Source organism: Cupriavidus sp. UBA2010 (assembly GCF_002335265.1).
Taxonomy (GTDB): domain Bacteria; phylum Pseudomonadota; class Gammaproteobacteria; order Burkholderiales; family Burkholderiaceae; genus Cupriavidus; species Cupriavidus metallidurans.
In genome coordinates, this window is the sequence record NZ_DDCI01000009.1 from 153,181 (window position 1) to 179,553 (window position 26,373).

29 protein-coding genes are annotated in these 26,373 nt (G+C 64.2%); 12 read left to right on the top strand and 17 right to left on the bottom strand.

Annotated elements, in window-relative coordinates; translation table 11 throughout:
- Positions 1-198: 198 nt before the first annotated feature.
- Positions 199-1,122: a pirin family protein gene (locus B2246_RS04060; protein ID WP_008645198.1), complete on the bottom strand. Its 924-nt coding sequence runs from the start codon at positions 1,120-1,122 to the stop codon at positions 199-201.
- Between the two features lie 644 nt (positions 1,123-1,766).
- On the opposite strand from B2246_RS04060, the gene B2246_RS04065 reads away from it, so the two are divergent.
- Genes B2246_RS04065 through B2246_RS04080 form a run of 4 tightly spaced genes read left to right on the top strand, consistent with a single transcriptional unit; the run spans position 1,767 to position 5,298 of the window.
- Positions 1,767-2,483, top strand: a complete 717-nt coding sequence (locus B2246_RS04065) for an ABC transporter permease (protein ID WP_008645200.1) — start codon at positions 1,767-1,769, stop codon at positions 2,481-2,483.
- Positions 2,484-2,493: 10 nt separating this feature from the next.
- Positions 2,494-3,444, top strand: a complete 951-nt coding sequence (locus B2246_RS04070) for a glycine betaine ABC transporter substrate-binding protein (RefSeq protein WP_008645201.1) — start codon at positions 2,494-2,496, stop codon at positions 3,442-3,444.
- Positions 3,445-3,454: 10 nt separating this feature from the next.
- A complete protein-coding gene (locus B2246_RS04075) occupies positions 3,455-4,105 on the top strand; it encodes an ABC transporter permease (protein WP_008645203.1) in 651 nt (216 codons plus the stop codon).
- Entirely contained in the window at positions 4,102-5,298 is a 1,197-nt protein-coding gene (locus tag B2246_RS04080; RefSeq protein ID WP_035881579.1) for an ABC transporter ATP-binding protein, read from the top strand. Before B2246_RS04075 ends, B2246_RS04080 begins: the two co-directional genes overlap by 4 nt.
- Before the next feature lie 49 nt (positions 5,299-5,347).
- Here the strand turns inward: B2246_RS04080 and B2246_RS04085 are convergent, their stop codons facing one another.
- The 4 genes from B2246_RS04085 to B2246_RS04100 form a co-directional block, all read right to left on the bottom strand.
- Positions 5,348-5,485, bottom strand: coding sequence for a hypothetical protein (locus B2246_RS04085; RefSeq protein WP_017511209.1), 138 nt, complete (start codon positions 5,483-5,485; stop codon positions 5,348-5,350).
- Between the two features lie 34 nt (positions 5,486-5,519).
- Positions 5,520-5,966 carry a hypothetical protein gene (locus B2246_RS04090; protein ID WP_008645206.1) on the bottom strand — a complete coding sequence of 149 codons (447 nt, stop codon included), beginning with the start codon at positions 5,964-5,966 and terminating at the stop codon, positions 5,520-5,522.
- Between the two features lie 154 nt (positions 5,967-6,120).
- Positions 6,121-6,876 (bottom strand): slipin family protein, encoded by a 756-nt coding sequence (locus B2246_RS04095; protein WP_008645208.1) that lies wholly within the window; start codon positions 6,874-6,876, stop codon positions 6,121-6,123.
- Positions 6,877-6,912: 36 nt separating this feature from the next.
- Positions 6,913-8,325 (bottom strand): NfeD family protein, encoded by a 1,413-nt coding sequence (locus tag B2246_RS04100; protein WP_051705322.1) that lies wholly within the window; start codon positions 8,323-8,325, stop codon positions 6,913-6,915.
- 197 nt (positions 8,326-8,522) lie between these two features.
- On the opposite strand from B2246_RS04100, the gene B2246_RS04105 reads away from it, so the two are divergent.
- The 6 genes from B2246_RS04105 (at position 8,523) to B2246_RS04130 (ending at position 12,804) form a co-directional block, all read left to right on the top strand.
- Positions 8,523-9,767 carry a YbfB/YjiJ family MFS transporter gene (locus tag B2246_RS04105; RefSeq protein ID WP_035881580.1) on the top strand — a complete coding sequence of 415 codons (1,245 nt, stop codon included), beginning with the start codon at positions 8,523-8,525 and terminating at the stop codon, positions 9,765-9,767.
- Positions 9,768-9,853: 86 nt separating this feature from the next.
- Positions 9,854-10,627 (top strand): class II aldolase/adducin family protein, encoded by a 774-nt coding sequence (locus B2246_RS04110; RefSeq protein ID WP_008645212.1) that lies wholly within the window; start codon positions 9,854-9,856, stop codon positions 10,625-10,627.
- Positions 10,628-10,646: 19 nt separating this feature from the next.
- A complete protein-coding gene (locus B2246_RS04115; RefSeq protein ID WP_008645213.1) occupies positions 10,647-10,835 on the top strand; it encodes a 4-oxalocrotonate tautomerase in 189 nt (62 codons plus the stop codon).
- 40 nt (positions 10,836-10,875) lie between these two features.
- Complete coding sequence (locus tag B2246_RS04120) at positions 10,876-11,907, top strand: threonine aldolase family protein (protein WP_008645214.1); 1,032 nt, start codon at positions 10,876-10,878, stop codon at positions 11,905-11,907.
- 60 nt (positions 11,908-11,967) lie between these two features.
- The gene (locus tag B2246_RS04125; protein ID WP_286879777.1) at positions 11,968-12,564 is read left to right on the top strand and encodes an NUDIX domain-containing protein; all 597 of its coding nucleotides are present in this window, start codon (positions 11,968-11,970) and stop codon (positions 12,562-12,564) included.
- 12 nt (positions 12,565-12,576) lie between these two features.
- Positions 12,577-12,804, top strand: coding sequence for a sulfurtransferase TusA family protein (locus B2246_RS04130; protein ID WP_008645216.1), 228 nt, complete (start codon positions 12,577-12,579; stop codon positions 12,802-12,804).
- 71 nt (positions 12,805-12,875) lie between these two features.
- On the opposite strand, the gene B2246_RS04135 is transcribed toward B2246_RS04130, so the two are convergent.
- From B2246_RS04135 to B2246_RS04165, 7 genes are all read right to left on the bottom strand, one after another.
- On the bottom strand, positions 12,876-13,223 hold the full coding sequence (locus B2246_RS04135; protein ID WP_008645218.1) for an FKBP-type peptidyl-prolyl cis-trans isomerase: 348 nt from the start codon (positions 13,221-13,223) through the stop codon (positions 12,876-12,878).
- Between the two features lie 31 nt (positions 13,224-13,254).
- Positions 13,255-13,803, bottom strand: a complete 549-nt coding sequence (locus B2246_RS04140) for a YaeQ family protein (RefSeq protein ID WP_008645219.1) — start codon at positions 13,801-13,803, stop codon at positions 13,255-13,257.
- 132 nt (positions 13,804-13,935) lie between these two features.
- Positions 13,936-14,244 carry a hypothetical protein gene (locus B2246_RS04145; RefSeq protein WP_008645220.1) on the bottom strand — a complete coding sequence of 103 codons (309 nt, stop codon included), beginning with the start codon at positions 14,242-14,244 and terminating at the stop codon, positions 13,936-13,938.
- Between the two features lie 127 nt (positions 14,245-14,371).
- Positions 14,372-14,965: a YceI family protein gene (locus B2246_RS04150; RefSeq protein WP_008645221.1), complete on the bottom strand. Its 594-nt coding sequence runs from the start codon at positions 14,963-14,965 to the stop codon at positions 14,372-14,374.
- 39 nt (positions 14,966-15,004) lie between these two features.
- A complete protein-coding gene (locus B2246_RS04155; RefSeq protein WP_008645223.1) occupies positions 15,005-15,388 on the bottom strand; it encodes an MAPEG family protein in 384 nt (127 codons plus the stop codon).
- A gap of 109 nt (positions 15,389-15,497) precedes the next feature.
- The gene (locus tag B2246_RS04160; RefSeq protein ID WP_035881584.1) at positions 15,498-15,728 is read right to left on the bottom strand and encodes an RNA-binding S4 domain-containing protein; all 231 of its coding nucleotides are present in this window, start codon (positions 15,726-15,728) and stop codon (positions 15,498-15,500) included.
- A gap of 2 nt (positions 15,729-15,730) precedes the next feature.
- Entirely contained in the window at positions 15,731-17,479 is a 1,749-nt protein-coding gene (locus B2246_RS04165; RefSeq protein WP_008645226.1) for a glutamine--tRNA ligase/YqeY domain fusion protein, read from the bottom strand.
- 279 nt (positions 17,480-17,758) lie between these two features.
- On the opposite strand from B2246_RS04165, the gene B2246_RS04170 reads away from it, so the two are divergent.
- Complete coding sequence (locus B2246_RS04170; protein WP_286879783.1) at positions 17,759-19,210, top strand: CoA transferase; 1,452 nt, start codon at positions 17,759-17,761, stop codon at positions 19,208-19,210.
- Here the strand turns inward: B2246_RS04170 and B2246_RS04175 are convergent.
- From B2246_RS04175 to B2246_RS04190, 4 genes are all read right to left on the bottom strand, one after another.
- Complete coding sequence (locus B2246_RS04175) at positions 19,207-19,824, bottom strand: pyridoxamine 5'-phosphate oxidase family protein (RefSeq protein WP_008645230.1); 618 nt, start codon at positions 19,822-19,824, stop codon at positions 19,207-19,209. The genes B2246_RS04170 and B2246_RS04175 overlap by 4 nt on opposite strands.
- A gap of 13 nt (positions 19,825-19,837) precedes the next feature.
- On the bottom strand, positions 19,838-20,698 hold the full coding sequence (locus B2246_RS04180; RefSeq protein ID WP_035881588.1) for a PhzF family phenazine biosynthesis protein: 861 nt from the start codon (positions 20,696-20,698) through the stop codon (positions 19,838-19,840).
- 324 nt (positions 20,699-21,022) lie between these two features.
- Positions 21,023-22,648, bottom strand: coding sequence for a gamma-glutamyltransferase (gene ggt / locus B2246_RS04185; RefSeq protein ID WP_008645232.1), 1,626 nt, complete (start codon positions 22,646-22,648; stop codon positions 21,023-21,025).
- 78 nt (positions 22,649-22,726) lie between these two features.
- Entirely contained in the window at positions 22,727-23,704 is a 978-nt protein-coding gene (locus tag B2246_RS04190; protein ID WP_035881591.1) for a Bug family tripartite tricarboxylate transporter substrate binding protein, read from the bottom strand.
- Between the two features lie 169 nt (positions 23,705-23,873).
- Here B2246_RS04190 and B2246_RS04195 point away from each other — a divergent pair, with 169 nt between their 5' ends.
- Positions 23,874-24,758 (top strand): LysR substrate-binding domain-containing protein, encoded by an 885-nt coding sequence (locus B2246_RS04195; protein ID WP_008645234.1) that lies wholly within the window; start codon positions 23,874-23,876, stop codon positions 24,756-24,758.
- Positions 24,759-24,865: 107 nt separating this feature from the next.
- On the opposite strand, the gene B2246_RS04200 is transcribed toward B2246_RS04195, so the two are convergent.
- The gene (locus B2246_RS04200) at positions 24,866-26,368 is read right to left on the bottom strand and encodes a tripartite tricarboxylate transporter permease (protein WP_035881593.1); all 1,503 of its coding nucleotides are present in this window, start codon (positions 26,366-26,368) and stop codon (positions 24,866-24,868) included.
- Between the last annotated feature and the right edge of the window lie 5 nt (positions 26,369-26,373).

Consider the following 26,373-nt stretch of genomic DNA (forward strand, 5'->3'; position numbering starts at 1 on the left):
GATGAATTATATAAGTGCGTGGGGGTTCGGCGGGTCACTTTGACCTCTTTCCCATGCCCCACAACGGTTCCAGGAAGGTTGCAAGTCGCGTGCCGACCACAGTGGCAAAGAAAAACCGCCGCTGGGCCGGGGAAACCCCGACCCAGCGGCGGCTGGGTAGACGTCGGGCGCGTCGGGCGACGCGCTCAGACGGTCAGGTCAACTGGCCTGATTCGCCGGAATCGTGGCGAAACGGCCATCGCGGAAGTCTGCCAGGGTCTGGTAGATCTGATCCTGCGTATTCATCACGAACGGGCCGTACTGCGCGATCGGCTCGTTCAGCGGCTGACCTGCGATCAGCAGGAAGCGCGCGTCCTCATTGGCCTTGATCACGACCCCGTCGGCACGGGTGGCGTTGTCGAGCACCCCCATGCGCTGGGCCTCGACCACGGCGCCATCGGCGTCGCCCACGGTGACCGCGCCGCGATAGACGTAGAGGAATGCGTTATGGCCGGCCGTCAGCGTCTGCGCGAACGTCTGGCCTGCGGGCAGGTGCACGTCGAGGTACAGCGGCTGGGTAACCGGCCGCGTCACCGCGCCTGCCACCCCATGCGAGGCCCCCGCCAGGACGCGCACGGTGCCGCCCGATGGCAGCGCCACGGTCGGGATGGCCGACGCCGGCATATCGCGATACCACGGCGTCGTCATCTTGTCCGCAGCCGGCAGGTTCAGCCAGAGCTGGAAGCCCTCCATGCGGCCGTCCTCCTGCTCGGGCAGTTCCGAGTGCACCACGCCGGCGCCCGCGACCATCCATTGCGCGCCGCCGTTTTCCAGCAGGCCTTCATGGCCGGCGCTGTCGCGGTGGCGCATACGGCCGGCCAGCATGTAGGTGATGGTCTCGAAGCCGCGGTGCGGGTGATCAGGGAAGCCGCCGATGTAGTCGTCCTTGTTGTCGGTGCCAAAGGCATCGAGCATCAGGAACGGGTCGAGCCGACGCTGCAGGTTCTGCGTCAGCACACGGGTCAGCTTGACGCCGGCGCCGTCGGATGTGGCAATGCCGCGAACCACGCGGTCCACGCTGCGCGAGCGCTGCACGGTCTCCGTGGCGGTTGCCGGAACGGTCTGGATGCGGGTGGTGTCCATGAATTTCTCTCCATTGGGACGGCGCTCTGGCCGTCGGATCTACCCACTCAATGTAAGGCTTCGGCGCCAAAGCGGTAGTGGGGCAGGAGGCAACAGATTGTTCTGTGCATGGGACGAAAGCGGGTGTGTCAGGCGTATTTCTGCAACGCCGCAGTGGCCGAAAAATGCCGGTGAAATCGGGTCGTTGAGGCGTCAGAATTCGTGAAGATGACGAAATCGCAGAAGATGTGTATAATAGCGCTCTCTTTGTCATCCGTTGACGTGAATTTCGATGGGCTCGGACCTTTCCTGAACCCCGCGAAGCGTTATCCGCCAACGGCCGATTGACCTGGCGGCGCTCCACCGAAGCGCGTTTGACACGACATCAGTCGCCGCCACTGGCCAGCCCTCCGGGTTGCGCCGCAATCTGCGGGTTCTGGCTTCTTGCTCGAACCCCATCAACAGGGTGATTCGCCACTGCCATCGGTGGTGTGACACCCGAAAGTCCGTCCGCCGGCAATCGTGCCGGTCATGGCGGCAAGGCAATCTGAAACGGGCCCCGGCGGGCACCCCCAATCAACTCCGCCGGCCCCTTTGTTTTCCGCATTTCGGAAGTGGCGGCGAAATCTCTTTCGCTTTTCGTTCCGGAAGAGGAGAGAGGGAATATGTCAAAGCAAACCATCCGGGCATTTGCCTGGAGTGGCGTCGTTGCCGTCGCACTGGCGGGACTCGTCGCCTGGATTGGCGTCGATGTGATCAATCAGTACCAGGAGCGCCTGCTCTACGATGTGGTCGATCACCTGCGCCTCGTGGCCATTTCGATGGCGCTCGCGCTGGCTACCGGCATCCCCGCCGGAATCGGACTGAGCCGCCCCTGCATGCACCGCTGGGCCGACCGGCTGATGCAGATCTTCAACGTCGGCAACACCGTGCCTTCGCTGGCGGTACTGGCGCTCGCGCTGGCAGTGCTCGGCATCGGCGAACGGCCCGCCATCCTGGCGCTGTGGCTGGCATCGCTGCTGCCGATCGTGCGCAATACGTACGAGGGCCTGCGCACTGTGTCACCTGCCTTGCTCGAAGCCGCACGCGGCATCGGCATGACGCCGTGCCAGCAACTGATCCGTGTGGAACTGCCCAATGCGCTGCCCGTGATCCTGGCTGGCGTGCGTATCAGCCTGGTGATCAACGTCGGCACCGTGCCGCTGTCGTTCCTGATCGGCGCCAACAGCCTTGGCGAACTGATCTTCCCGGGCATCTACCTGAACAACCAGTCGCTCCTGCTGCTGGGTGCCGGCGCCACCGCGCTGCTGGCCCTCACGCTGGACGCGCTGTTCGCCACCGCTGGCCATGTCTACCTGCGCCGCCGCGGGCTGGCACGCTGAGGAATCATCCATGAGATCCAACAAGAATCGACACCCTGCGCCGTTCTCCGAGAGCCGGCTCTACTGGCTGGTCGTCGCACTAGGCGCGGCGTTCGCCGCGATCCTGCTGACTACCGCCCCGGCACGCGCGCAGAGCGCCAGCGATCCGGTTCGCATCGGTGGCAAGAACTTCACCGAACAACTGATCCTGTCGTCGATGACATCGCAGTACCTGCGTGCCCACGGTGTCGACACCACGTTGACCGCGGGGCTGGGCAGCACGCTGATGCGCCAGGCCATGGAGTCCGGTCAGCTCGACGTCGTGTGGGACTACACGGGCACCGCGTTGATCGTCTTCAACAAGGTCGAGGAAAAGCTGGACGGCCCGCAGAGCTACGCGCGTGTGAAGGCGCTCGACGCGGCCAAGGGGCTGGTCTGGCTCGATCCGTCGGCCATCAACAATACGTACGCGCTGGCGATGCCGAAGGAGCGCGCCGGCACAGCCACCACGCTATCCGCGTATGCCGAGAAAATGCGTGCCGACGGCGAGGACAAGCGGCACCCGCTGGCGGTGGACATGGAGTTCGCCGCGCGCCCTGACGGACTCGATCCACTGAAAGCGGCCTACGGCTTGCCATTCACGCGCAAGGACGTGATCCAGCTCGACCCGGGCCTGGTCTATACGGCGCTGAAGAATAACCAAGTGGACCTGGGCCTGGTCTACACGACCGATGGCCGAGTGAAGGGCTTCGATCTGGTCCTGCTTGAGGACGATCTGAATTTCTTCCCGCCGTACAACGCGGTGCCCGTGGTGCGCAAGGCCGCGCTCGACGCGCATCCCGAACTTGCCGACCTGCTCAACGCGCTCGCCGCCAAGCTCGACAACGCGGCGATGACCGATATGAACTATCAGGTCGACATCGACCAGCAGCCGGTGGACAAGGTGGCGGGAGACTTCCTGCGCAGCCATGGCCTGATCTGAGGAGCCCATCATGGATCTGCTGACCTACCTTCACCATAGCTGGCCGACGCTGCTGCGGCTGACTGGCGAGCATCTCGCGCTGGTCGGCTCCGCAGTCGGGTTGGCCATCGTCATCGGTGTGCCGCTCGGCATCCTGATCACGCGACACCGCTTTCTGGCCGGGCCGATGCTGGCATTGGCGACCGTGGTGCTGACGCTGCCGTCGATCGCGCTGTTCGGGCTGATGATCCCGATCTTCGCGCGCTTCGGCCACGCGTTGGGCTACCTGCCGGCCGTGACCGCCGTGTTCCTGTACTCGCTGCTGCCGATCATGCGCAACACGTACACCGCGCTGGCCAATATCGATCCTGGCATCCAGGAAGCCGGCCGCGGCATCGGCATGACCACGTGGCAGCGTATGCGGCTGGTGGATCTTCCGCTCGCAGTGCCCGTGATCCTGGGCGGCGTGCGTACCGCCGTCGTGATGAACATCGGCGTGGCCACGATCGCGGCGGTCATCGGCGCCGGTGGCCTGGGCGTGCTGATCCTGCAAGCGATCAGCCAGAGCAACATGAGCAAGCTGGCCGTGGGCGCGGTTCTCGTCAGCCTGCTCGCCATTGTGGCGGACGCGTGCCTGCAGGCACTGCAGCGCGCGCTGACGCCGAAAGGAATCCGTCAATGATAGAACTCGACAAGCTTACCAAGACCTTCCACCAAAAGGATGGCACTGAAGTGCGTGCCGTCGATGCCGTCAGCCTGGCGGTGCCGCGCGGCGAAATCTGTGTGTTCCTGGGGCCGTCTGGTTGCGGCAAGACCACCACGCTCAAGATGATCAACCGCCTGATCGAACCGACCTCCGGTACCGTTCGCATCGATGGCGAGGACACGGCCGGACTCGACGGCGTGACCCTGCGGCGCAAGATTGGCTATGTGATCCAGCAGATCGGCCTGTTTCCTAACATGACGATCGAAGAAAACATCATGGTCGTGCCGCGCCTGCTCGGATGGAACAGGAAACAATGCCGCGAGCGGGCACGCGAACTGATCCGGATGGTGCAGCTGGACCCGGACAAGATGCTCAAGCGCTATCCGCGCGAACTCTCCGGCGGCCAGCAGCAGCGCATCGGCGTGATCCGGGCACTGGCGGCCGACGCGCCGGTGCTGTTGATGGACGAGCCGTTCGGCGCGGTCGATCCGATCAACCGCGAGAGCATTCAGAACGAGTTCTTCCAGATGCAACGCCAGCTCGGCAAGACCGTGATCATGGTGTCGCACGATATCGATGAAGCGATCAAGCTCGGCGACAAGGTTGCCGTGTTCCGTGGTGGCAAGCTCGTGCAGTTCGATCATCCCGATGCGTTGCTGGCGCATCCCGCCAACGATTTCGTGCAGGCCTTCGTCGGTCACGACAACACGCTCAAGCGCCTGCTGCTGGTGCGTGCGGGCGACGCCGCCACGATGCCGCCGATCAGCCGGCCCGACATGCCGCTGGCCGAAGCATTTGGTGTGATGGACGATGCCGATGTGCGCCACCTTCCCGTTGTCGACGACGCGCAGCACGTGCTTGGCTATGTCACGCGCCGCGATGTGCGGGGCGCGATGGCGTCTGGCGGGCACTGTGCCGATGTCATGCGGCCGCTCACCGTCACGGCGACGTGCGATGAACACCTGCGCATCGTGCTGTCGCGCATGTATCAGCACAACACGAGCTGGCTGCCCGTGCTCGATGCCGATGGGGGGTACCTGGGGGATGTGACGCAGGAATCGATTGCGGATTACCTCAGCTCGGGCCGGTCGCGCGGTATGGCGGGCGGCCTTGCCTCGGCGTTGTCTCAGCGCACCGCGCCCGCGGAATCGACAGCGCACGCCGCATAGGGAATCTCCTGACCGCAGCCGCGTGGCACGGTCAGGATTCGCGACACCTTCAAGCTGCCGCATGTTTCAGATAGATGCCCCAGGCAACCCACGACGCGTAGACGACGAGGTACCCTTTGAAGACCCTCGTCATCACCTTGCGCTGAAGTTCGTTGTCTTCCAGGAATCTGATGATGGCTTTCTGCATGTTGATGCTCCTTGGCTGATGGTTCGCGATGTTTTCAAAGGCCGTTGGGCCGAACCAGTTCGGCATAGATCCCGAAATAGGCTCCCGCACTGACGATCGTCAGGCAGACTGAAATCCTCAAGACCCAGTTAGGTCGATTGCGTGGACGCGTGACTGCGGCGCTGGCTTCCATTGCGCCCAGCAGTACCAGCACGGCTGCGAAGACGATCAGGAACACATGCATCGCAATGCCAATCCACATGGTCTGGCGGTTCCAGTGGGACTCATCCAGCGCGGAAGCCAGCAGGTAGCAGGCGCTGGCGCTCATCGGGATCGCGGCCCAGAGTAGCTGTCCGCCTTCGATCGCACGCCGGACGATGCCGTGACTTTCTTCCCGGAAGAAGTGGGGCACTTTGGCTAGCGGCAGCAGTGCTAACGGCGCGAGCAACGGAATCGCGACGTTGAACACAAACCAGCCGAACAGCTCGATAGTCCTTGCCATGGTGCCATTGAAATGAGTGGAGGAAACCGTCAGCAAAGGTGCAGACGGCGAGGCCGATGCTAGGCCTCGATCCGGCTCATGCCAATAGGGAAGTTGTGAACGATTGTGGCGCCCAGAGCCAACTCTTGAGGCCAATCAATCGCATCAAAATGTGCTATTTCGACCCTCCGCCGGCAAGTGCTGACAGCACGCCCATTGGCAACGGGAAGACGATGGTCGAACTCTTGTCGCCAGCGATCTGGGTGAGCGTTTGCAGGTAGCGGAGTTGCATCGCCTCCGGCTGACGCGCCAGCATCTGCGCGGCTTCCAGCAGCTTCACCGATGCCTGCAATTCGCCTTCGGCATGAATGATCTTGGCGCGCCGCTCGCGTTCGGCCTCGGCCTGCCGTGCGATCGCGCGGACCATCGTCTCGTTGAGGTCGACATGCTTGATCTCGACATTCGATACCTTGATACCCCATGCGTCCGTCTGGGCGTCGAGCACCTTCTGGATGTCGAGGTTCAGCTTCTCCCTTTCCGCAAGCATTTCGTCGAGCTCGTGCTTGCCTAGCACCGAGCGTAGCGTGGTCTGCGCGAGCTGGCTCGTGGCCTCGAGGAAGTTGGCCACCTGGATGATCGCGCGTTCCGGGTCGACCACCCGGAAGTAGATCACCGCGTTGACCTTGACGGATACGTTGTCGTGCGAGATCACGTCCTGAGGGGGCACGTCCAGTACCACGGTGCGCAGGTCCACGCGCACCATCTGCTGGATGGCGGGGATGATCAGCACCAGCCCAGGTCCCTTGACGCGCCAGAAGCGCCCAAGCATGAATACCACGCCGCGCTCGTACTCGCGCAGCACGCGAAATGCGGAGATCACCAGCAGAACCAGCAGGAAGATCAAGCCGCCGAAGCTGAATCCGAAAGCCATATCAGACTCCTTCCGTTCTTGTTTCAGTGGGAATGCTCATGACCGTTCGCCCGCGGTCGTCACGTCGAGCACCAGCCCACGCCGCGCCGTCACGCGCACGCGTTGGCCACGTACCAGCGGGGCGGCGCTATGGATACGCCATTGTTCGCCATGGACCGTTGCCCATCCGTCTGCCGGGGCATCGTCGATCACCACGCCGATGCTGCCGACCAGCGCGTCTGCGCCGCTGACAACTGGCCGCCGGCGCGCGCGCAACAGCACCATCGACATGCCGAACAGGAAGACCGCCGACACCGTGGACAGGGTGGCAATCAGCGATAGCGGCACGCCGAAGCCAGGCACGTCGGTGTCGATCAGCATCACGGCGCCGAACGCAAAGGCGATGATGCCGCCAACACCCAGCGCGCCGAACGTCGGCAGGAACAGCTCCGCGGTCATGCAGCCGACGCCAAGCGCGATCAGCGCCAGCCCGGCGTAGTTGACGGGCAGCATCTGCAGCGCGAACAGGCCCAGCAGCAGGCAGATCGCGCCGGCAATGCCCGGCACGACCATGCCCGGCGTGGAGAACTCGAAGATCAGACCGTAGATGCCGATCATCATCAGGATCAGCGCGACGCTCGGGTCCGTGATGACGGCGAGCAGGCGGCTGCGCCAGTCGGGTTCCAGCGTGACCACGGGCGCGCCCGCCGTATGCAGGGTGCGCACGGCGCCCGCGGCCTCGATGTGTTTGCCGTCCACCTGCCTGAGCAGTACCGGAAGGTCGACGGCGATCAAGTCCGCCACATGCTGCGCCACGGCTTCGTCGGCGGATAGGCTCACCGCCTCTCTTACCGCGCGCTCGCCCCAGTCCGCATTGCGGTGTCGCAACTGCGCCAGCCCTCGGATATAGGCGGATGCATCATGCATCTGCTTGCGTGTCATCGTGTCCTCGGCCGCCGGGGCGCTGGATGGTGCCGATGCGGGTGCCGGACCCGCTTCCGGTTTCGGGCCGCCAATGCCGATCGCCACGGGGCTGGCCGCGCCCAGGTTGGTGCCGGGCGCCATTGCGGCGATGTGGCTGGCGTAGAGGATGTAGGTGCCCGCGCTGGCGGCCCGCGCGCCGCCGGGATAGACGTATGTTGCAACCGGCACGGGCGATGCGATGATGGCCTGGATGATGTCGCGCATCGATTTGTCCAGGCCGCCTGGCGTATCTATCTCGATCACGATGAGTTGCGCCCCATGCTTGCGGGCCTGCTCGATGCCGCGGACGGCAAAGCTGGCGCTGGCCGGACTGATGGCGCCCTGGATGGGGATGACGTAGACCGGCGGCACGGCAGGCGCGGTGGATGCGGATGACGCGGACTGCGCGTGCGCGCCTGCAATCGCCAGCAAGGTGAGCCCGAGGGCGTGCCCCAGTGCGAGCCAGCGCACCCGGGCCAGCCAGCCTCGGATCGGTGCGAGTGTCATGGCGGGGAGCGGCCCGCAGTGAATGCCGTGGCCGCGCCACTTCCAGTGTAGGCGACCGGCCACATTCCGCCATCGCGCATTGGTGCCGGCGCGTGCCGGCGCGGGCCGGCCGGCTGCCGGCAGGTATGACGATTCAGGCGTAGCATTGGCGACATTGTCAAATCCGCCGAATGCGGCGCCAGCCCGGATTCCGTCACATGCCTTCCGCAAACGCCGATGTTTCCTCCGGATTGTTGACCCGGCAAACCGCTGGCCCATGGGCCGTGGCGCTGGCCGGGCTCGTCTCGTTGGCGCTGGCCATGGGCATCGGGCGCTTCGCCTTCACGCCGCTGCTGCCGATGATGCTGCACGACGGCACCGTGACCCTGGCCGAGGGCAGTGCGCTGGCGACGCTGAACTACATCGGCTACCTGCTGGGTGCATTGTTATGCCTGTTCATCCGGCCCGACCCGGTGCGCATGGTGCGCGGCGCGCTGGTGCTGACCGTGGTGCTGACGCTGGCCATGGCGCTCCCGGGCGGCATGGTGGCGTGGCTCGCCTGGCGCACGCTGGCCGGTATCGCCAGCGCGGTGGTGATGGTCTACGCGACCGCGTGGTGTATGCAGCGGCTCGCCGAACTCGACCATCCGACCCTTGGCGGCCTGATGTTCTGCGGGCCGGGGGTCGGCATCGTGATCACAGGGGTGTCGGCGTTCGGCATGGTGGCGGCGCACTGGCTGGCCAATTGGGGATGGATGACGTTCGCGGTGCTTGGCGCGGTCATGCTGGCGCTGGTGTGGCGTGTGTTCGGTTCGCCGCCTCCAGCGTTACACGCGCCGTGCGGCGGCAGCGCACCAACTCTCGCACCGGCACCCACGCCGAGACTCGACCTTGAAACCTGGGCCCTGACGCTGGCTTACGGCCTGGCCGGATTCGGCTACATCATTACCGCGACATTCCTGCCGGTGATCGCACGCCAGGCCATGCCGGGCAGTGTCTGGGCAGACCTGTTCTGGCCGATCCTGGGAGCAGGGGTGATGGTGGGCGCGTATCTGGTCACGCGCGTGGGCATGCACCACGACAACCGCCGCATGATGACGATCCTGTACACGATGCAGGCCATCGGCGTGGGCGTGGCGGCGGTCTGGCCGACGGTGGCCGGATTCGCGCTCAGCAGCCTGCTGGTGGGCCTGCCGTTCACGGCGCTGGTGTCGTTTGCGATGCGTGAAGCGCGGCGCCTGTGGGGCCAGCGTGCCTCGAAGTTGATCGGCCTGATGACGGCGGCATACGCGCTCGGCCAGATCGCGGGGCCGCCGCTGGCCACGGCGCTGGTGGCCCGCACGGGCGGATTTTCGGCGTCGCTGGCAGTGGCAGCCGGCGCGTTGCTGCTGGGCGCACTGATCTACGTCTGGATGTCGCGCGCGATGCCGGTGGGTGGCAAACCGGCCCATGCCGGCGCCTGAGGACTGCGCTACAGTATCGGCTCCGCCGCTCACTCGACCGGACGCACCCGCGCAGGCGTTGCAGGGCGGCGCGGAGCCTTTGCCCCATGTCTTTTGCCTTGCAGCCCGGCCGTGCCGCGGGCCCGGCTTTCCCGATCAGCGACGAAGAAGCGCGCGTGCGCGTGGACCTTGCCGCCGCCTACCGGCTGGCCGCGCTGGCGCGCTGGGATGACTTGATCTACACCCATATTTCGGCCACCGTGCCCGGTGAGCCCGATCACTTCCTGATCAATCCGTTTGGCTTTGCCTTCGACGAGATTCGTGCGTCCGATCTCGTCAAGATCAACAGCCGAGGCGAGGTGGTCGGCGAAACCGTCCATCCCGTCAACGTGACAGGCTTTGCGCTGCACGGCGCGGTCCATGCGGCCCGCCCCGATGCGCACTGCGTGATGCACCTGCATAACACCGCAGGTATCGCGGTGTCGGCTCAGGCCGAAGGGCTGCTGCCGCTCTCGCAGCATGCGATGCGTTTCCACGGGCGGATTGCCTATCACGATTACGAAGGGCTGGCGTTCTCGCCGGCTGAGGGCGGGCGGCTTACCGGGTCGCTGGGCGGGCACCCGGCCATGCTGCTGCGCAACCACGGCACGCTGACCGTGGGCCGCACGGTGGCGGAGGCCTATGTGTTGATGGCCACGCTGATCAAGGCGTGTGAGATCCAGCTCGGCGCGCAGCTCGGCAGCGCTACCGTCCAGCCGTCAGCGGCCATTGCGGACAAGACCTCTCTGCAGCTTTATGACGGTGGCGCCGTCGAGGGCGTGATGGAATGGCCCGCACTGCTGCGCAAACTCGATAAAATCGATCCCTCTTACAAGAACTGACATTCCAAAGGAGTCACGAATGCCCACTTTCCACGTAGAAATGTTTGAAGGCCGCACCGTCGAGCAGAAGCGCAAGTTTGTCGAGGAAGTTACCCGTGTCACGTGCGAGACGCTTGGCTGCTCCTCGGGCGCGGTCGACATCATCATCACCGACGTCAAGCGCGAGAACTGGGCTACCGGTGGCGAACTCTGGGCCGACAAGAAGTAACTTCCAGCAAGGCTGAACGATGACCTCCGCAGTCTCCACCATGCAGCAGTTCGCCTCGGACAATTACGCGGGTTTCTGCCCGGAATCGCTTAAATATTTTCTCGAGGCCAACGCCAGCGGCCATGAGAAGGCTTACGGCGACGACAGCTGGACGCAAAAGGTCTGCGATCGCATCCGCGATCTGTTCCAGACCGATTGCGAGGTCTTCTTCGTCTTCAATGGCACGGCGGCCAATTCGCTTGCGCTGTCGTCGCTGTGCCAGTCTTACCACTCGGTGATCTGTCATGAACTCGCCCATATCGAAACGGACGAGTGCGGCGGCCCCGAGTTCTTCTCGAACGGGTCGAAGCTGCTCACCGCCCCCGGCGAAAACGGCAAGCTGACGCCCGATGCGGTGGAGGCGCTGGTCACGCGCCGCGCCGATATCCACTATCCGAAGCCGCGTGTCGTCTCGCTGACGCAGGCCACCGAGGTGGGCACCGTCTACACGGTGGAGGAAGTGCGCGCCATTGCGGCCATCGCCAAGCGGCGCCAGTTGCGCGTGCATATGGATGGCGCTCGATTCGCCAATGCGGTGGCATCGCTCGGTGTGCACCCGTCAGAAATCACCTGGCGTGCGGGCGTCGATGTGCTCTGCTTTGGCGGCACCAAAAATGGCTTGCCCGTGGGGGAGGCCGTGGTTTTCTTCGACCGCAAGCTGGCGGAGGACTTTGCCTACCGCGTGAAGCAGGCGGGGCAACTGGCATCGAAGATGCGTTTTATTTCGGCGCCATGGCTCGGCATGCTCGAAAACGACGTGTGGCTGAATAACGCGCGCCACGCCAACGCCATGGCGACGCTGCTTCACCAGCGCATCGCCGATATTCCTGGCGTGCGCATCATGTTCCCGACCGAGGCAAACGCCGTCTTTGCCGAACTGCCGCTGCCGGCCATCGAGGCGCTGCGCGCCCGGGGCTGGCTGTTCTACACCTTCATCGGCGCAGGCGGGTGCCGGCTGATGTGCGCGTGGGACCTGCAGCCAGATACAGTGGAAGCGTTTGCCGCCGATATCCGCGCGGCCTGCCCGGGTTGAAGGGCAGTTACGCATCCAGCATTCATCAACAATAACGAGACAGAAGACAGGAGACCCCCGATGCATAACTATCGTTTTTGCCCGCAATGCGGTTCGGAACTTGAGCATCTGCCAATGTCTGGACGCTATCGCCATGTTTGCCTGCGGGATGGCTGCGGATTCGTGCATTGGGACAATCCGTTGCCGGTGCTGGCGGCCGTGGTCGAGTACGAGGGCAAGCTGCTGCTGGCACGCAATGCCGTGTGGCCCGAGAAGATGTTCGCGCTGGTGACCGGCTTTATGGAACGCGACGAAACGCCGGAACTGGGCGTGGCACGCGAGCTCAAGGAAGAGACCAATCTCGATACGGTGTCGGCATCGCTGATTGGTGTCTACGACTTCATGCGTAAGAACGAGCTGATCATTGCCTACCACGTTCAGGCGACCGGGAGTATCCGGTTGTCGGAAGAGTTGGCGGAATACAAACTAGTGGCACCGGAGAAGATGCGGATCTGGAATGCGGGTACCGGCTTTGCCGTGGCCGATTTCCTGGAGCGCCGCGGAATGCCGGTGCGATTCTATGACCGCGCCACCGGTGACGACATCCCCGATCCGCGTCGCCCGACCGACTTCAACCTGCTCGGCGCTTCGCTACAATACGGCATCTATCAGAAATAGAAGGTGTGAGGAATGGATTTCCAAAAAGAAGTGGACGCCCGCGGCCTGAATTGTCCGCTGCCGATCCTGCGGACCAAGAAGGCGCTGGCTGACATGGCCAGTGGCGAAGTGCTCAAGGTGCTGGCCACCGATCCTGGCGCCACGCGCGATTTCCAGGCATTCGCGAAGCAGACGGGCAATGAGTTGCTGTCGCACGCCGAGGTCGACAAGGTCTTTGTGTTCTACATGAAGCGCCGCTGATTCTCGCTTGTGCTTCATGCGCAATAAAAAACGGACGCCAAGGCGTCCGTTTTTTATTGGCGGGTGCTGGCTCAGACCGCGAGCAGTTCCACTTCAAACAGCAGCGTGGCATTCGGAGGAATCACGCCACCGGCGCCACGGGCACCGTAGCCCAGGTCGGCGGGAATGACCAGGCGGCGCGTGCCACCAACCTTCATGCCCTGCACGCCTTCGTCCCAACCGCGAATGACGTGGCCGGCGCCCAGCGGGAACACGAACGGGTCGTTACGATCCTTGCTCGAATCGAACTTGCGGCCAGCCTGGCCGTTCTCGAAGAGCCAGCCGGTGTAGTGCACGGTCACATGCTTGCCTGCCTTGGCTTCGTCGCCCGAACCGACGACGGTGTCTTCGAATTGCAGGCCGGAGGGAGTGGTTTGCATCGCAGTCTTCCTTTTTGAGTGTGGCTGGGAATCAATCGTCCGCGCGCTGGAGCACTTCGCGCGTAATCTGCACATTGTGGTCGTCGTCACTGACCCAGATGTCGCCATCCTGGATGGTCACGGACAGGCGCATGGCACGCTGGGCCATACGTGCCAGCGCTTCCACGGCATCCGAAGGCACATTGTAGATGGTCACGTTGCGCAGCTTGCTGGCCTTGCCCGACATGCCTTTCCACCATTCACGCGCGCTGGCGCTCTGGTAGGTATAGACGGTGACGTGATCGGCACGTGCGGCCGCACGCTTCAGCCGGGTTTCGTCGGGCTGGCCGAGGTCGATCCAGTGCGAAATGTCGCCGGTCAGCGTCTTGTCCCAGAGATCGGGTTCGTCGGGCTCGTCCAGGCCGCGAGTGAAGGTCAGCGTCTCGGTGGCTTCGCAGGCAAAGGCCAGCAGGCGGACCATCATGCGTGCGTCGTTCTCGGACGGGTGTTGGGCAATGGTCAGCGTGTGGCTGCCGTAGTACGGCCGATCCATGTCGGACACGGACAGGTCGGCTTTGAAAATGGTGGACTTGAGCGCCATGGGATCAGGTAAGCGGCACGCGCCAGCAATCGTGCTCTGTGCGCGAAAGGCCGAATCATACGTGATCCGGACGTCCACACGATGGAAATGGGGTATCCGGAGCGGTAATTGTCCCGGCTGGCCCGCGCCGGGTCAGCGCTTGCGATAGTCGGCGAGCCAGAAGCGCAGCAGGGCGGATGCCAGTATCAGGCCCAGGAACGAGGCGGCCGCCACCAAGGCAATACCGCCATCACTGTTGATGTCGCCCTCGACGGCTACACCAGCGATCAGCGTCCCGACCATGACGGCGAGCAACGGCAGCAACAGCGCGCCACGGCCATAGGTCTTGTAGGCCCAGAGTGGAAATTGGCGAAGAAAATCGGCGGGAATGCTGCACGCCAGGCAGGCGCCGGCAGCAGCTAGCGACGCCGCAACGACGTCGTTCAGGTGAATCATGCTCATCTTGGCTCGCGCATCGCCGTTCGCAGTGGGGCTACGCGGCTGGATGGTCTTGGCAAAGGGCTGATTTTACTGAACTTCCTCCAGATAAAGGTGACGCCGGGTCGCCTTCGACAGGATGTGCCGCCGGCTATTTTCCCGCCGGTTCCGCCGTGCTGGCGGGGGATGCTTCGACAGACACCTGAAGTGTGACCAGATCGCCAACCTCGGGCAGGAAACGTGTTATCCCGAAGGCACTGCGCGGAAAACTGGCGTGGAAGTCGCCGCCGCACACGTTCCGCCTGACACCGAACAGGACCGTCTCTCCGCAACTGAAACGATCGGCCTCGAGCCGCAAGGGTTGGCTGACGCCATGGAGCGATAACGAACCTTCCACGGCGACAAGCTTGCCGTTCTCGACAATAAAGCGGTTCGCCTGCAGCCGGGCAACGGGGAAGTTCTGGGCGTCGAGGAACTGCGCGGAACGCAGCACACCATCGAGGCTGCGGTTGCCCGTGTCGACGGAGTCGGTGTCAACGGTGAAGTCGATGGACCCGGTGCCGCTGTCGGGGTCGTAAAGAATGCGCCCGTCCATCTTGCCGAAGCGGCCACGAACCGTGGTGCGTTCAAAGTGACTCGCGCCGAAGTACACGGCGGTGTGTGTCGGGTCCACGGTGTAGGTGGCCGGCGCGGCCAGGGCAGGGGAGGCCAGCAGGGCTGCGGCAATCGGAAGGACGACGCGCATTCGGGGCCTCCGCTTCATGGACGCAATCCGTGAACAGACTCAGTGAACGAAGACGGGCAGCAGGAATATGCCGATCACCGTCAGTTGCCCAATCGTCCAGAACAACGTGCGCAGCGTGGCGCGATCAGTCAGGTAGCAAATGGTGTACAGAACCCGGATGACGATGAAAGCAATCGCCAGTTCGTCGATTCGTGCTTGCGGTGCGGCCAGATGCGAGGCGATCAGCACGGCGGCGGCGAAGAACGGGAATGCCTCGAAATGATTGCGGTGGGCCATGTCGGCACGCCGCGCGCGGCCGCTCTGTCGTTCCAGCCAGGCACGTGGGTCATGGTTGTCGTAACCACGGCTACCGGCCTTGGCAACGGCGACGGTCAGGACCGGCATCAGGCCAGCCACGAGTACACACCAGAACGCGATTGGCATTAGTGCTCCTTGGAAGCCGCTTCGCCTTCGATTTGATGCGGCCAATCATGTGACAAGTTGATGAGGCGACGGTATTGCACCGCCGCCTCGTGATCGCACTGTCTGGCGTTCAGGCTGCCACCACCTTGATGCGCACACCACCGGTGCCGCCCACGCCGACCACCTGGCCAGCACGGATCTTCGCGGTCTTGCGTGACTCGGGCGCACCGTCCACCGATACCTCGCCCGCCACGACCAGCGCCTTGCCGGCACCGCCGCTGTCGCAGACGCCGGCAAGCTTCAGCAGGTCATTCAGCGCGATGAACTCGCGATCAAGCGGAAAAGTAATCGTTTGCGCCATGCTTACTTGCCCCAGCTGTCCTTGAGTCCAACCGTGCGGTTGAACACCGGCTTGCCCGGCTGCGAATCCACGCGGTCCGCGACGAAGTAACCGTGCCGCTCGAACTGGAAACGATCCTCTGGCTTGGCATCGCGCAGGCCCGGCTCCAGATAGGCGGTCACGACCTTCTTCGAGTTCGGATTCAGCGCGTCCAGGAAGTTCTTGCCACCGGCATCCGGGTTCGGGTCGTTGAACAGACGGTCGTACAGGCGGACTTCGGCTTCACACGCGTGAGGCGCGCTGACCCAGTGAATGTTGCCCTTGACCTTGACGCTGTCCGCGCCAGGCGTGCCGCTCTTGGTTTCCGGCAGGTAGTTCGCATGCACGGCAATCACGTTGCCGTCGGCATCCTTGTCGACGCCGGTGCATTCGATCACATAGCCGTAGCGCAGGCGCACCTTGTTGCCTGGGAACAGACGGAAGTAGCCCTTCGGCGGGTTCTCGTTGAAGTCTTCGCGCTCGATCCACAGCTCACGCGACAGCGGGAACACGCGGCGGCCCATTTCAGGCTGCTTCGGGTGCACCGGCGCCGAGCATTCCTCGCTCTGGCCTTCCGGGTAGTTGTCCAGGATCAGCTTGAGCGGGTCCAGCACGGCAACGCTGCGCGGTGCCCGCGCGTCGAGGTCATCACGGACCGCGCCTTCGAGCGTGCTCATGTCGATCCAGCTATCGGCCTTCGACACACCCACGCGATCGCAGAAGAGCTGGATCGACTCGGGCGTGTAGCCGCGGCGGCGGATACCGACGATGGTGGGCATCCGCGGATCGTCCCAGCCGGTCACGCGCTGCTCGTCCACGAGCTGCTTCAGGCGTCGCTTGCTGGTGATCGCGTAGGTCAGGTTCAGGCGCGCGAATTCGTACTGATGCGGCAGCGGATTGGCGAACACGCCGGCGTCGCGCAGGTGCTCGAGCACCCAGTCATAGAGCGGGCGGTTGTTTTCGAACTCGAGCGTGCACAGCGAGTGCGTGATGTTCTCGATCGCGTCCGAGATGCAATGCGTGAAGTCGTACATCGGGTAGATGCACCACTTGTCGCCGGTACGGTGGTGATGGGCGTGGCGGATGCGGTAGAGCACCGGATCGCGCATCACGATGTTCGGGGCGGTCATGTCGATCTTCGCGCGCAGCACGTGCTCGCCGTCGGCGTACTTGCCGTCGCGCATCTCGCGGAACAGCTTCAGGTTCTCCTCGACCGAGCGGTCGCGGAACGGCGACGGCTTGCCCGGCTCGGAAAAGTTGCCGCGCATGGCGGCGATCTGCTCGGCGCTCTGGCTGTCCACATAGGCCACGCCGCGCTCGATCAGCGTCTCGGCAAACTTGTAGAGCTGGTCGAAGTAGTCGCTCGCGAAGTAGAGGTGCGGCGTGCTGCCAGCCTGGGCGCTGTCCCAGGAGAAGCCGAGCCAGTGCACGGCATCGATGATCGAGTCGACGTACTCGGTATCTTCCTTCACCGGGTTCGTGTCATCGAAGCGCAGATGGCAGCGGCCGGCATAGTCGCGGGCCAGCCCGAAGTTCACGCAGATGCTCTTGGCGTGACCAATGTGCAGGTAGCCGTTCGGCTCCGGCGGGAAGCGCGTGATGACGGTCGGCAGCGGGTCGCCTTGCTTGTCCGCGCGGCCGGCGTAGGTGCCGGTGGCGAGGTCCTGGTCGATGATGCTCCGCAGGAAGTTGGAGGCGGCGGGCGTGTCGTTGGGTTTGGTGTCGTGGCTCATGTTGTCGCCGCAACGGGGGCGGCTCGATTGCTTGGGCGGACGGTCCGGGCCTGGATTGACCCGGTTTGCGGTCCTGATGTTCCGTGGAATGGGGCGATTTTACCGTGCCTGCGGGGTAACCCGGCACCTGCGGGGCTTTTTCCGAATCGTCTCACGGCGCGATGGGCTGAAGTGGTGCAGAATCCACGAGATATCAGGGTCGTCATCGTGCGGTGGACCTCGGGCCGTGGTGCGCAATCGTCGCACAGTCCGGGGCTTGCCGCTGCTGGAATACAAGCCATGAACTCCGCTTCCTTTGCCACCGTTTCCCCCCAAACTGCCCCCGATGTCCTGGCCGCGCTCTGGCGCGAGGCCGGGATGCCCCCGGAAGCACTTGGGCATCTGACGCTGACCGGCGCCGATCCGGTTCTCCCATCCAGCTTCGCCATTGGCACTGCGGCCCAGGCCAGCCTGGGTGCGTCGGCGCTGGCTGCCGCCGCGTTGTGGGCGCAGCGGACCGGCAACTGGCAGGGCGTCGCGGTCGACATGCGCCATGCCATGGCCGAGTTTCGCAGCGAGCGCTATCTGCGCGTCAAGGGTGGCGCGGCGCCCGAGCTATGGGACAAGATCGCGGGGCTGTACCCGTGCGGCGATGGCCGCTGGGTCAGGCTGCATACGAATTTTCCGCATCATCGGGATGGCGTGCTGAAGCTTCTGCATTGCGCGCACGACAAGGATGCCGTGCGCGCCGCGCTGTCCAAGTGGAAGGCCGAGGACTTCGAAGCGGCGGCTTCGGACGCCGGCATGGTCGTGGCGGCGATGCGGACCTATGACGAATGGCAGGCGCACCCGCAGGCTCAGGCGTTGCGGGGGCTACCGCCGGTCATCATCGAACGGATCGGCGATGCGCCGCCGATGCCGCTGCCGGCATTTGCACCCCAGGCCGAAATCAATGTCGATGCCAGGCCGCTGTCCGGCGTCCGCGTGCTCGACTTCACGCGCATCATCGCCGGCCCGGTGGCGGGGCGGACACTGGCCGCCCACGGCGCCGATGTGCTGCTGGTTTCGGCTGCGCACCTGCCGTCGATTCCGCCGCTCGTCATTGATACCGGCCGTGGCAAACGTTCCTGCCAGCTCGATCTGCGCGACGCGGATGACAAGCGCGCGCTGCACAAGCTGCTGCATGGCGCGGATGTCGTGGTGCAGGGATATCGCCCGAACGGGCTGGCGGAGCTTGGGGTCGGCGCCGAAGCCGCGGCGCGCGCGCGTCCGGGCATCGTCTATGTGTCGCTATCTGCCTATGGCCATGTCGGGCCGTGGGCGGGTAAGCGTGGTTTTGATTCGCTCGTGCAGACGGCCACCGGCTTCAATGACGACGAAGCCCGGGCAGCCGGCAGCACTGAACCGAAGCCGCTTCCGGCGCAGGTGCTGGATCATGCCGCGGGATACCTGCTGGCCTTTGGCGCGATGGCGGCGCTGCACCGCCGCGCGGTGGAAGGCGGAAGCTGGCATGTGCGCGTGTCGCTGGCCCAGGTCGGGCAATGGTTGCGCGGGCTAGGTCGTGTGCCGGATGGTTTCGGCGTGCCCGACCAGCACATCGACGAGATTTCGGACCTGCTCGAAGTGCAGGAGTCGGGCTTCGGCGAGTTGACCGTGGTGCGTCACGCGGCCCGGTTATCGGAAACGCCGGCATATTGGGCGTTGCCGTCCGAACCGCTCGGTACCCACGCGGCCGAGTGGCTGCCGCGCTAGTAGAGGTTATTGCGCAGCCGGTCCGGGAGTTCGCGATCGTAGGTGGTGGCGTCGATCGCATTCTGGCTTAGCGTTGCGACGATCGTGCCATTGCTTGGCAGCGTCTCACGTGAAATCTGCGCGTCGGCGGACCACAGGTGCGATCGCATCAGCGCGCGGGCGCACTGGAAGAATACCGACTGGATCGCGATGACGAGCACCGAGGTCGGCGCTTTGTCCTGCACCACGCAGCGGGCGATCAGATCCGGATCCGTGGAGATCTTTGCGGTCCCGCTGACGCGCAGTGTTTCGTTGACGCCCGGAATCAGGAACAGCAGTCCGACGCGCGGGTCGGCGATGATATTGCGCAGGCTGTCGATGCGATTGTTCCCGCGACGGTCCGGCAGCAACAATGTGCGATCGTCGAGCACATGCACGAATCCGGGCGCGTCGCCACGTGGGGAGCAGTCGCCTCCCTTTGCGCTGGCCGTCGAGAGCAGACAGAACGGTGACGCCTCCACAAAGGCTCGGTAATACGGGTGGAGGTAGTCCACCTCCTTGGCAAGCGATGCCCCTGACGGCTCGGCGTACAACGATTCGAGATCGGCAAGTGTGGCAATGTCGTGCGATGGCATGGCAGAGTCCTTGTCAGAGTGTCACGGTGCCGCGACCGAGTTCGATCACGCGGCCGCCCACGCGAATCGCGCCCTCGGTGGTCACGTTCAGGTCCAGCCGGCAGCGGCGATCGACGAACTCGCCCTGGTCCACCTCGTAGCTGGCGGGCAACGGGTGGCCGGTTGCCACCAGCCATCCGCCCAGGTTGGCGCAAGCGGAGCCGGTGCCTGGGTCTTCCGCTACGCCGCCGCCTTGCTTGGTGAAGAAATACCGCACAAGTGCCTTGCCTGGCTGTTCCGGGTCGAATGCAAAGACATAGGCGGTCTTGCGGCCCAGGCTGCTTTGCGGCCAGCGATCGAGCCGGCTGCTGTCCGGTTGTGCGCGACGTACTGCGTCGGGCGTCTTCACGGGGACCAACAATTGGTCGGCGCCGGTGTCGACCCATATCGGTGATCCGGCAAGATCGTCCATGGTCAGACCCAGTAACGACGCCATCTCGGCATCAGGCAGGCCCGCCGGGGCGGTCTTCGGCGCGCCTGTGTGCGGCGCGGTCAGTGTCCAGCGGTCACCCTTGGCCGTGACCGGGACCACGCCGGCCTTGAACTCCAGCGAAAGCGCGTCGCCCGTTTTCATCAGGTCCCGTACAACGTGCGCCGTGCCAAGCGTCGGATGGCCCGCGAAGCGCATCTCGTATCCCGGCGTGAAAATGCGCACGGCGGCGTTGGCGTTGTCGGATGGGAGCACGAAGGTGGTCTCCGACAGGTTGAACTGCAGGGCCAGCGCCTGCATGGTCGCGTCATCGAGTCCGCGCGCGTCCTCGAACACACACAGGGGATTGCCGCCGAAGGTGGACTCGGCGAATACGTTGACGATTCGGTAGGCAAAAGTAGGCATGGGGGCGGCTTTCCAGAAATCAGCGACTCGGCAAGTGTACGGGAGCCTCCACGCCATGCCATGCACAGTTTCACGCGAATGCAGCGGAACAGTTGCAGCCCGGGACCTGATGCAAGCGGCGCGCGCGTTTGAGCGAACTACGATTGGCGCCTTTTGCATTGATATCGTCTATGCCGTGGCGATCAGGCGCTTCCTGAGCCTGCCGGTGTATTGAGTACTGAGCGTGGCAATCCCGGAATGAAAATAGGCGCCATGGGTTTCCCCATGGCGCCTCGCAGGACTTCTACTACGTACTACCTACAGCGGTACAGCTAAACCTCTGCCTCAGAAGCCCACGGCCTGACCGTCGCGGCGGCTGTCGCTGGCGGCCACATAGCCTTGCTCGGCATCGTCCGACAAACGCCAGATGAACTGGCCGGAGCCGAAGTCCATATACGGGTCTTCCACGGATTTGAGCTTGTGGCCGCGCTCCTTGAGCCCGGCCACGGTGTTCGGGTCCATGGTGCCTTCAACGTCCAGCGTGAAGTCGCGGTTGACCTTCCAGCGCGGTGCGCAGCAGGCAGCCTGCGGTTGCTGGTTGTAGTCGAGCATGCGCACGACGGTTTGCAGATGACCTTGCGGTTGCATATCGCCGCCCATGACGCCGAAGCTCATCACCGGCTTGCCTTGCTTGGTCAGGAAGGCCGGGATAATCGTGTGGAACGGGCGCTTGCCGCCTTCCACCACGTTGGCCGACTTCGGATCCATCGAGAATCCCACGCCACGGTTCTGCAGGCTGATGCCGGTGCCCGGCACCACGACGCCGGAACCGAAGCCCATGTAGTTCGACTGGATGAACGAGATCATCATGCCGTTCTCGTCCGCCGCGGTCAGGTAGATCGTGCCGCCAGTGCGGGGCATGCCGAAGTTGAAATGCGTCGCGCGCTGCATGTCGATCAGCTTGGCGCGGGACTTCAGGTAGGCATCGTCCAGCATCTGCTCGGGCGTGACCTCCATGCTGCGCGGATCGGCCACGTAGCGGTACAGGTCCGCGAAGGCAAGCTTCATCGCCTCGATCTGCAGGTGCTGCGAGTCGACCGAATCCACCGGCAGCGAGCCGACGTCGAACTGATCGAGGATACCCAGCGCCATCAGCGCGGCAATGCCCTGGCCGTTCGGCGGAATCTCGTGCACTTCGTAGCCACGGTAGGACTTGCTGATCGGCGTGACCCACTCGGGGCGGTAGTTGCGCAGATCGTCGAGCGTCATCGCACCACCGCATGCCTTGCTGAACGCGGCGATTTTCTCGGCGATTTCGCCTTCATAGTACGCACGGCCGCCAGTGGCGCCGATCTTGCGCAGCGTGTCTGCGGCATCCTTGAACAAGAACTTCTCGCCGACGGCCGGCGCGCGGCCATTCGGCATGAACGTGTCGGCAAAGCCGGGCTGGCTCTTGAGGTCCGGCACGGCGGCGGCCCACTTGTGCGCAACCACCGGCGGCACTGCATAGCCACGTTCTGCGATCTCGATCGCGGGTTCCATCAGGTCTTCGAACGGCAGCTTGCCGAAGCGTTCGTGCAGCGCGGCCCAGCCGGCGATGACACCAGGCACGGTGACCGAATCCCAGCCACGGATGGGCCGGTTCGCAAGGCCGTTGCCATCGGCGCCGTACTTGTTCTTGAAGTAGTCCGGATTCCACGCGGCCGGCGCCACGCCCGACGAATTCAGGCCGTGCAGTTGCTTGCCGTCCCACAGGATTGCGAAGGCATCGCTGCCCAGGCCGCACGACACTGGTTCCACCAGCGTGATCGCCGCGGCGGCGGCAATCGCGGCGTCCACTGCGTTGCCGCCCTTGAGCAGCATCCGCAGGCCGGCCTGGGCCGCCAGCGGATGCGAGGTCGACACAACGTTGCGCGCGAACAGCGGAATGCGCACGGTGGGGTAGGGGTTGGTCCAGTTGAAGTTCTGCATGGTGTCTCTCGCTATGCCTAGTGTTTTCTCTGCTCTCCCATCACGCAGGAGAGCAGAGCAAAATTGGGGATCAAAGAATCAATCCACCTGGATCTTCCGATCCTTGATCAGCTTGCCCCAGCGGGCGCTGTCCTTCTTCACCATCGCGGCGAACTGCGCCGGTGTGCCGCCAACGGGCTCGGCGCCGAGCTTGGCCAGGCGATCCTTGACGTCCTGCGACTGGATGGCCTTGTTGAACTCGCTGTTCAGGCGGTTGACGATATCTGCCGGCAGGCCCTTGGGGCCATAGATGCCGAACCATGTGTCCGATTCGAATCCGGGCAGCCCCGATTCGTTGACCGTCGGCAGGTCCGGCGCCAGCGGCGAGCGCTTCATGCTGGTCACGGCCAGCGCTTTCAGCTTGCCGTCCTTCACGTGCGGCATGCCGGATACGATGCTGTCGAACAGGATCTGCACCTTGTTCGAGATCAGGTCAGGTACCGCCAGCGCCGTGCCACGGTACGGAATATGTGTGATGAACACACCGGCCTGGGCCTTGAATGCTTCGGCGGTCAGATGCACGACCGTGCCGTTGCCACTCGATGCGTAATTCAATTCGCCCGGATGCTTCTTGGCGTAGTCGATCAGTTCCTTGACGTTCTTCACCGGCAGCGAGTTCGGCACCACCAGCACGTTGGTGGCTGTGGCCACCTGGCCGATCGGCGTGAAGTCCGTCTCGGTGTTGTACGGCAGATGGGTGTTGATATACGGGCCGATAGAGTGCGTGCTGGTCGTGGCGATCAGCAGTGTGTAGCCGTCGGCGGGCGCCTTGGCCGCCATGTCCGAGCCGATCGCGCCGCCGGCGCCGGGCCGGTTGTCCACCACGATCTGCTGGCCCATGCTCGTGCCCACCTTCTGGGCAATGGCGCGCGCCAGCAGATCAGTGGCGCCGCTGGCCGGGAAGGGCACGATCAGCCGGATCGGCTTGCTGGGATAGTTCTCTGCGTGCGACGGGGCAGCAGCCAGGGTCAGGCTCGTGGCGAGGCCGACGCCAATCAGGCGAAGCCAGGTTTTCATTTCTCTTCTCCGGTGCGGATGGGTACGGCACATCTCTTCTGGGCAGCAACCCAAAATTATTCCGCGCCGGTCGACATAATGAAAGTTAATATTCCTTGCCTGATCCACAAGAAAAACTTGTGAGTCGATCAAGGAGGCCAGCGACCCATATGCATTCAATGAGCACCCCATGAGCACAATCCGCTTTCTAAGGACCTTCGTAGCCGTGGCCGAGCATGGCTCGTTCGCCGCCGCCGCCGGTCAGGTGGCGCTGACCCAGGCGGCAGTGAGCCTGCAGATGCGCTCCCTGGAAGAAGAATTGCGGCGCGAACTGTTCGACCGCAGCGGGCGCGTGGCAGTGCTCAATGCCGATGGCCGCGAATTGCTGCCCATGGCGCGGCGGCTGCTGGATCTCTATGAGGAGATGCGGCTGCCGCTTTCAGGGTCCGATACGATGGCGGGGGCCGTGGCGGTCGGCGCGGTGGTGTCGGTGATGGGTGGGCTGTCGCATGTCGTGGCGCGGCTCAAGCGCACGCACGCAGCGCTTGATGTCCGGCTTATCGGCGCGAAGTCGATCGAATTGGCGACGATGGTGGAGGGCGGCGAGCTCGATGCGGCGTTTCTGGTCGAAGGCATGGCGCGCCCATCCGGGGTGCTGCGCTGGACGCCCCTCTATAACGAGCCGCTGGTGGCCATCGCCGCGCGGGGCAGCAGCGGCGATACGGCGCGTCAGGCGCTGGCGGCCAATCCGTTCCTGCGGTTCGATCGCACCCAGCGTACCGGCGTGCTGGTGGAGCGCGCGCTCCGCCGCGCCCATTTGCGCACCAACGAGTTTCTCGAACTGAATTCGATCGAGGCCCTGGTGGAACTCGTGCGTCAGGAAGTGGGGGTGACCGTGGTGCCGCTGCTAAAACGTGCCCGCTGGCAGGAAGACGAGGCGCTGCGCATCCTGCCGCTGCAGGCCGATGGCGAGCCGATGGTCCGCACCATCGGCATGCTGGAGCGGCGCGATCACGGCCGCGCGCACGTGACCGAAGCGATCCGCGCCGCGTGTGCCGATTTGTTCGCCACCTGAACGCCGCATGAGCCCCACCTGAATGCCGCATTGCTGCGGCGCCGGAATGAAAAAAGGGCGCCGCAATGGGCGCCCTTCCAGTACGGCGGAAGCTGAGGCCGGAGGCCTTACTCTTCCTGGAATGCTTCTTCGCGCTTGGCCTTGATCGACGGCATGGCCACGATCAGTACCAGCACTGCCGCGCCGATCAGCAGACCCAGCGACAGCGGGCGCGTCACGAACACGGTGAAGTCACCACGCGACAGCAGCAGCGAGCGGCGGAAGTTTTCTTCCATCATCGGTCCGAGCACGAAGCCCAGCAGCAGCGGAGCGGGTTCGCACTTCAGCTTGATGAACAGGTAGCCGATCACGCCGAAGGCCGCGGTCTGGAACACGTCGAACGTGGTGTTCTGGACCGAGTACACGCCGATGCAGCAGAACGTCAGGATCGCCGGGAACAGGAAGCGGTACGGCACCTTGAGCAGCTTCACCCACACGCCGATCATCGGCAGGTTCAGGATGATCAGCATGAAGTTGCCAATCCACATCGAAGCGATCAGGCCCCAGAACAGCGCGGGGTTGCTGCTCATCACCTGCGGACCAGGCTGGATGTTGTGGATCGTCATCGCACCGACCATCAGCGCCATCACGGCGTTGGGCGGAATGCCCAGCGTCAGCAGCGGGATGAACGAGGTCTGCGCAGCGGCGTTGTTGGCCGATTCCGGACCTGCCACGCCTTCGATCGCACCCTTGCCGAACTCGTGCGAGAACTTCGACGTCTTCTTTTCCAGCGAGTACGCGGCGAACGAAGCCAGCGCGGCACCGCCACCCGGCAGGATACCCAGTGCCGAACCCAGCGCCGTGCCACGCAGCACCGCCGGAATCATGCGCTTGAAGTCTTCCTTGGTCGGGAACAGGTTCGTCACGCTGTCCGTGAAGGTTTCGCGGGCTTCCTTCTGTTCCAGGTTCGCGATGATTTCCGCGAAGCCGAACACACCCATCGCCACCGACACGAAGTTCAGGCCGTCGGTCAGTTCAGGCACGTCGAACGAGAAGCGCGCGGCGCCCGAGTTCACGTCGGTACCGACCAGACCCAGCAACAGGCCCAGCACGATCATCGAGATGGCCTTCACCAGCGAGCCCGAAGCCAGCACCACGGCGCCGATCAGGCCCAGCACCATCAGCGAGAAGTACTCGGCGGGACCGAACTTGAACGCCAGTTCCGACAGCGGCGCGGCAAACGCGGCCAGGATCAGGGTAGCCACGCAGCCAGCGAAGAACGAGCCAAGACCGGCGGTAGCCAGTGCCACACCGGCACGGCCACGACGCGCCATCTGATAGCCGTCGATCGTGGTCACCACTGATGATGATTCACCGGGCAGGTTCACCAGAATGGCGGTAGTCGACCCACCGTACTGTGCGCCGTAGTAGATACCGGCCAGCATGATCAGCGCGGCCACCGGCGGCAGCGTGTACGTCACCGGCAGCAGCATGGCGATGGTTGCCAGAGGCCCGAGGCCCGGCAGCACGCCGATCAGCGTCCCGAGCACGCAGCCCAGGAATGCGTACGCGAGGTTTTGCAGTGACAGGGCGGTTGCAAAGCCCAGTCCGAGGTTGTCTAACAGTTCCATGAGGC

Excerpts from the sequence above, each read along its gene's own strand:
- B2246_RS04105 (WP_035881580.1), top strand. The coding sequence starts at position 8,523 with ATGCCTTCCGCAAACGCCGATGTTTCCTCCGGATTGTTGACCCGGCAA.
- B2246_RS04060 (WP_008645198.1), bottom strand. The coding sequence starts at position 1,122 with ATGGACACCACCCGCATCCAGACCGTTCCGGCAACCGCCACGGAGACC.
- B2246_RS04135 (WP_008645218.1), bottom strand. The coding sequence starts at position 13,223 with ATGCAAACCACTCCCTCCGGCCTGCAATTCGAAGACACCGTCGTCGGT.
- B2246_RS04075 (WP_008645203.1), top strand. The coding sequence starts at position 3,455 with ATGGATCTGCTGACCTACCTTCACCATAGCTGGCCGACGCTGCTGCGG.
- B2246_RS04085 (WP_017511209.1), bottom strand. The coding sequence starts at position 5,485 with ATGCAGAAAGCCATCATCAGATTCCTGGAAGACAACGAACTTCAGCGC.
- B2246_RS04070 (WP_008645201.1), top strand. The coding sequence starts at position 2,494 with ATGAGATCCAACAAGAATCGACACCCTGCGCCGTTCTCCGAGAGCCGG.
- B2246_RS04120 (WP_008645214.1), top strand. The coding sequence starts at position 10,876 with ATGCAGCAGTTCGCCTCGGACAATTACGCGGGTTTCTGCCCGGAATCG.
- B2246_RS04095 (WP_008645208.1), bottom strand. The coding sequence starts at position 6,876 with ATGGCTTTCGGATTCAGCTTCGGCGGCTTGATCTTCCTGCTGGTTCTG.
- B2246_RS04140 (WP_008645219.1), bottom strand. The coding sequence starts at position 13,803 with ATGGCGCTCAAGTCCACCATTTTCAAAGCCGACCTGTCCGTGTCCGAC.
- B2246_RS04100 (WP_051705322.1), bottom strand. The coding sequence starts at position 8,325 with ATGACACTCGCACCGATCCGAGGCTGGCTGGCCCGGGTGCGCTGGCTC.
- B2246_RS04080 (WP_035881579.1), top strand. The coding sequence starts at position 4,102 with ATGATAGAACTCGACAAGCTTACCAAGACCTTCCACCAAAAGGATGGC.
- B2246_RS04145 (WP_008645220.1), bottom strand. The coding sequence starts at position 14,244 with ATGAGCATGATTCACCTGAACGACGTCGTTGCGGCGTCGCTAGCTGCT.
- B2246_RS04195 (WP_008645234.1), top strand. The coding sequence starts at position 23,874 with ATGAGCACAATCCGCTTTCTAAGGACCTTCGTAGCCGTGGCCGAGCAT.
- B2246_RS04180 (WP_035881588.1), bottom strand. The coding sequence starts at position 20,698 with ATGCCTACTTTTGCCTACCGAATCGTCAACGTATTCGCCGAGTCCACC.
- B2246_RS04160 (WP_035881584.1), bottom strand. The coding sequence starts at position 15,728 with ATGGCGCAAACGATTACTTTTCCGCTTGATCGCGAGTTCATCGCGCTG.
- B2246_RS04155 (WP_008645223.1), bottom strand. The coding sequence starts at position 15,388 with ATGCCAATCGCGTTCTGGTGTGTACTCGTGGCTGGCCTGATGCCGGTC.
- B2246_RS04175 (WP_008645230.1), bottom strand. The coding sequence starts at position 19,824 with ATGCCATCGCACGACATTGCCACACTTGCCGATCTCGAATCGTTGTAC.
- B2246_RS04150 (WP_008645221.1), bottom strand. The coding sequence starts at position 14,965 with ATGCGCGTCGTCCTTCCGATTGCCGCAGCCCTGCTGGCCTCCCCTGCC.
- B2246_RS04090 (WP_008645206.1), bottom strand. The coding sequence starts at position 5,966 with ATGGCAAGGACTATCGAGCTGTTCGGCTGGTTTGTGTTCAACGTCGCG.
- B2246_RS04200 (WP_035881593.1), bottom strand. The coding sequence starts at position 26,368 with ATGGAACTGTTAGACAACCTCGGACTGGGCTTTGCAACCGCCCTGTCA.
- B2246_RS04110 (WP_008645212.1), top strand. The coding sequence starts at position 9,854 with ATGTCTTTTGCCTTGCAGCCCGGCCGTGCCGCGGGCCCGGCTTTCCCG.
- B2246_RS04130 (WP_008645216.1), top strand. The coding sequence starts at position 12,577 with ATGGATTTCCAAAAAGAAGTGGACGCCCGCGGCCTGAATTGTCCGCTG.
- B2246_RS04190 (WP_035881591.1), bottom strand. The coding sequence starts at position 23,704 with ATGAAAACCTGGCTTCGCCTGATTGGCGTCGGCCTCGCCACGAGCCTG.
- B2246_RS04065 (WP_008645200.1), top strand. The coding sequence starts at position 1,767 with ATGTCAAAGCAAACCATCCGGGCATTTGCCTGGAGTGGCGTCGTTGCC.
- B2246_RS04165 (WP_008645226.1), bottom strand. The coding sequence starts at position 17,479 with ATGAGCCACGACACCAAACCCAACGACACGCCCGCCGCCTCCAACTTC.
- B2246_RS04125 (WP_286879777.1), top strand. The coding sequence starts at position 11,968 with ATGCATAACTATCGTTTTTGCCCGCAATGCGGTTCGGAACTTGAGCAT.
- B2246_RS04115 (WP_008645213.1), top strand. The coding sequence starts at position 10,647 with ATGCCCACTTTCCACGTAGAAATGTTTGAAGGCCGCACCGTCGAGCAG.
- B2246_RS04170 (WP_286879783.1), top strand. The coding sequence starts at position 17,759 with ATGAACTCCGCTTCCTTTGCCACCGTTTCCCCCCAAACTGCCCCCGAT.
- ggt (WP_008645232.1), bottom strand. The coding sequence starts at position 22,648 with ATGCAGAACTTCAACTGGACCAACCCCTACCCCACCGTGCGCATTCCG.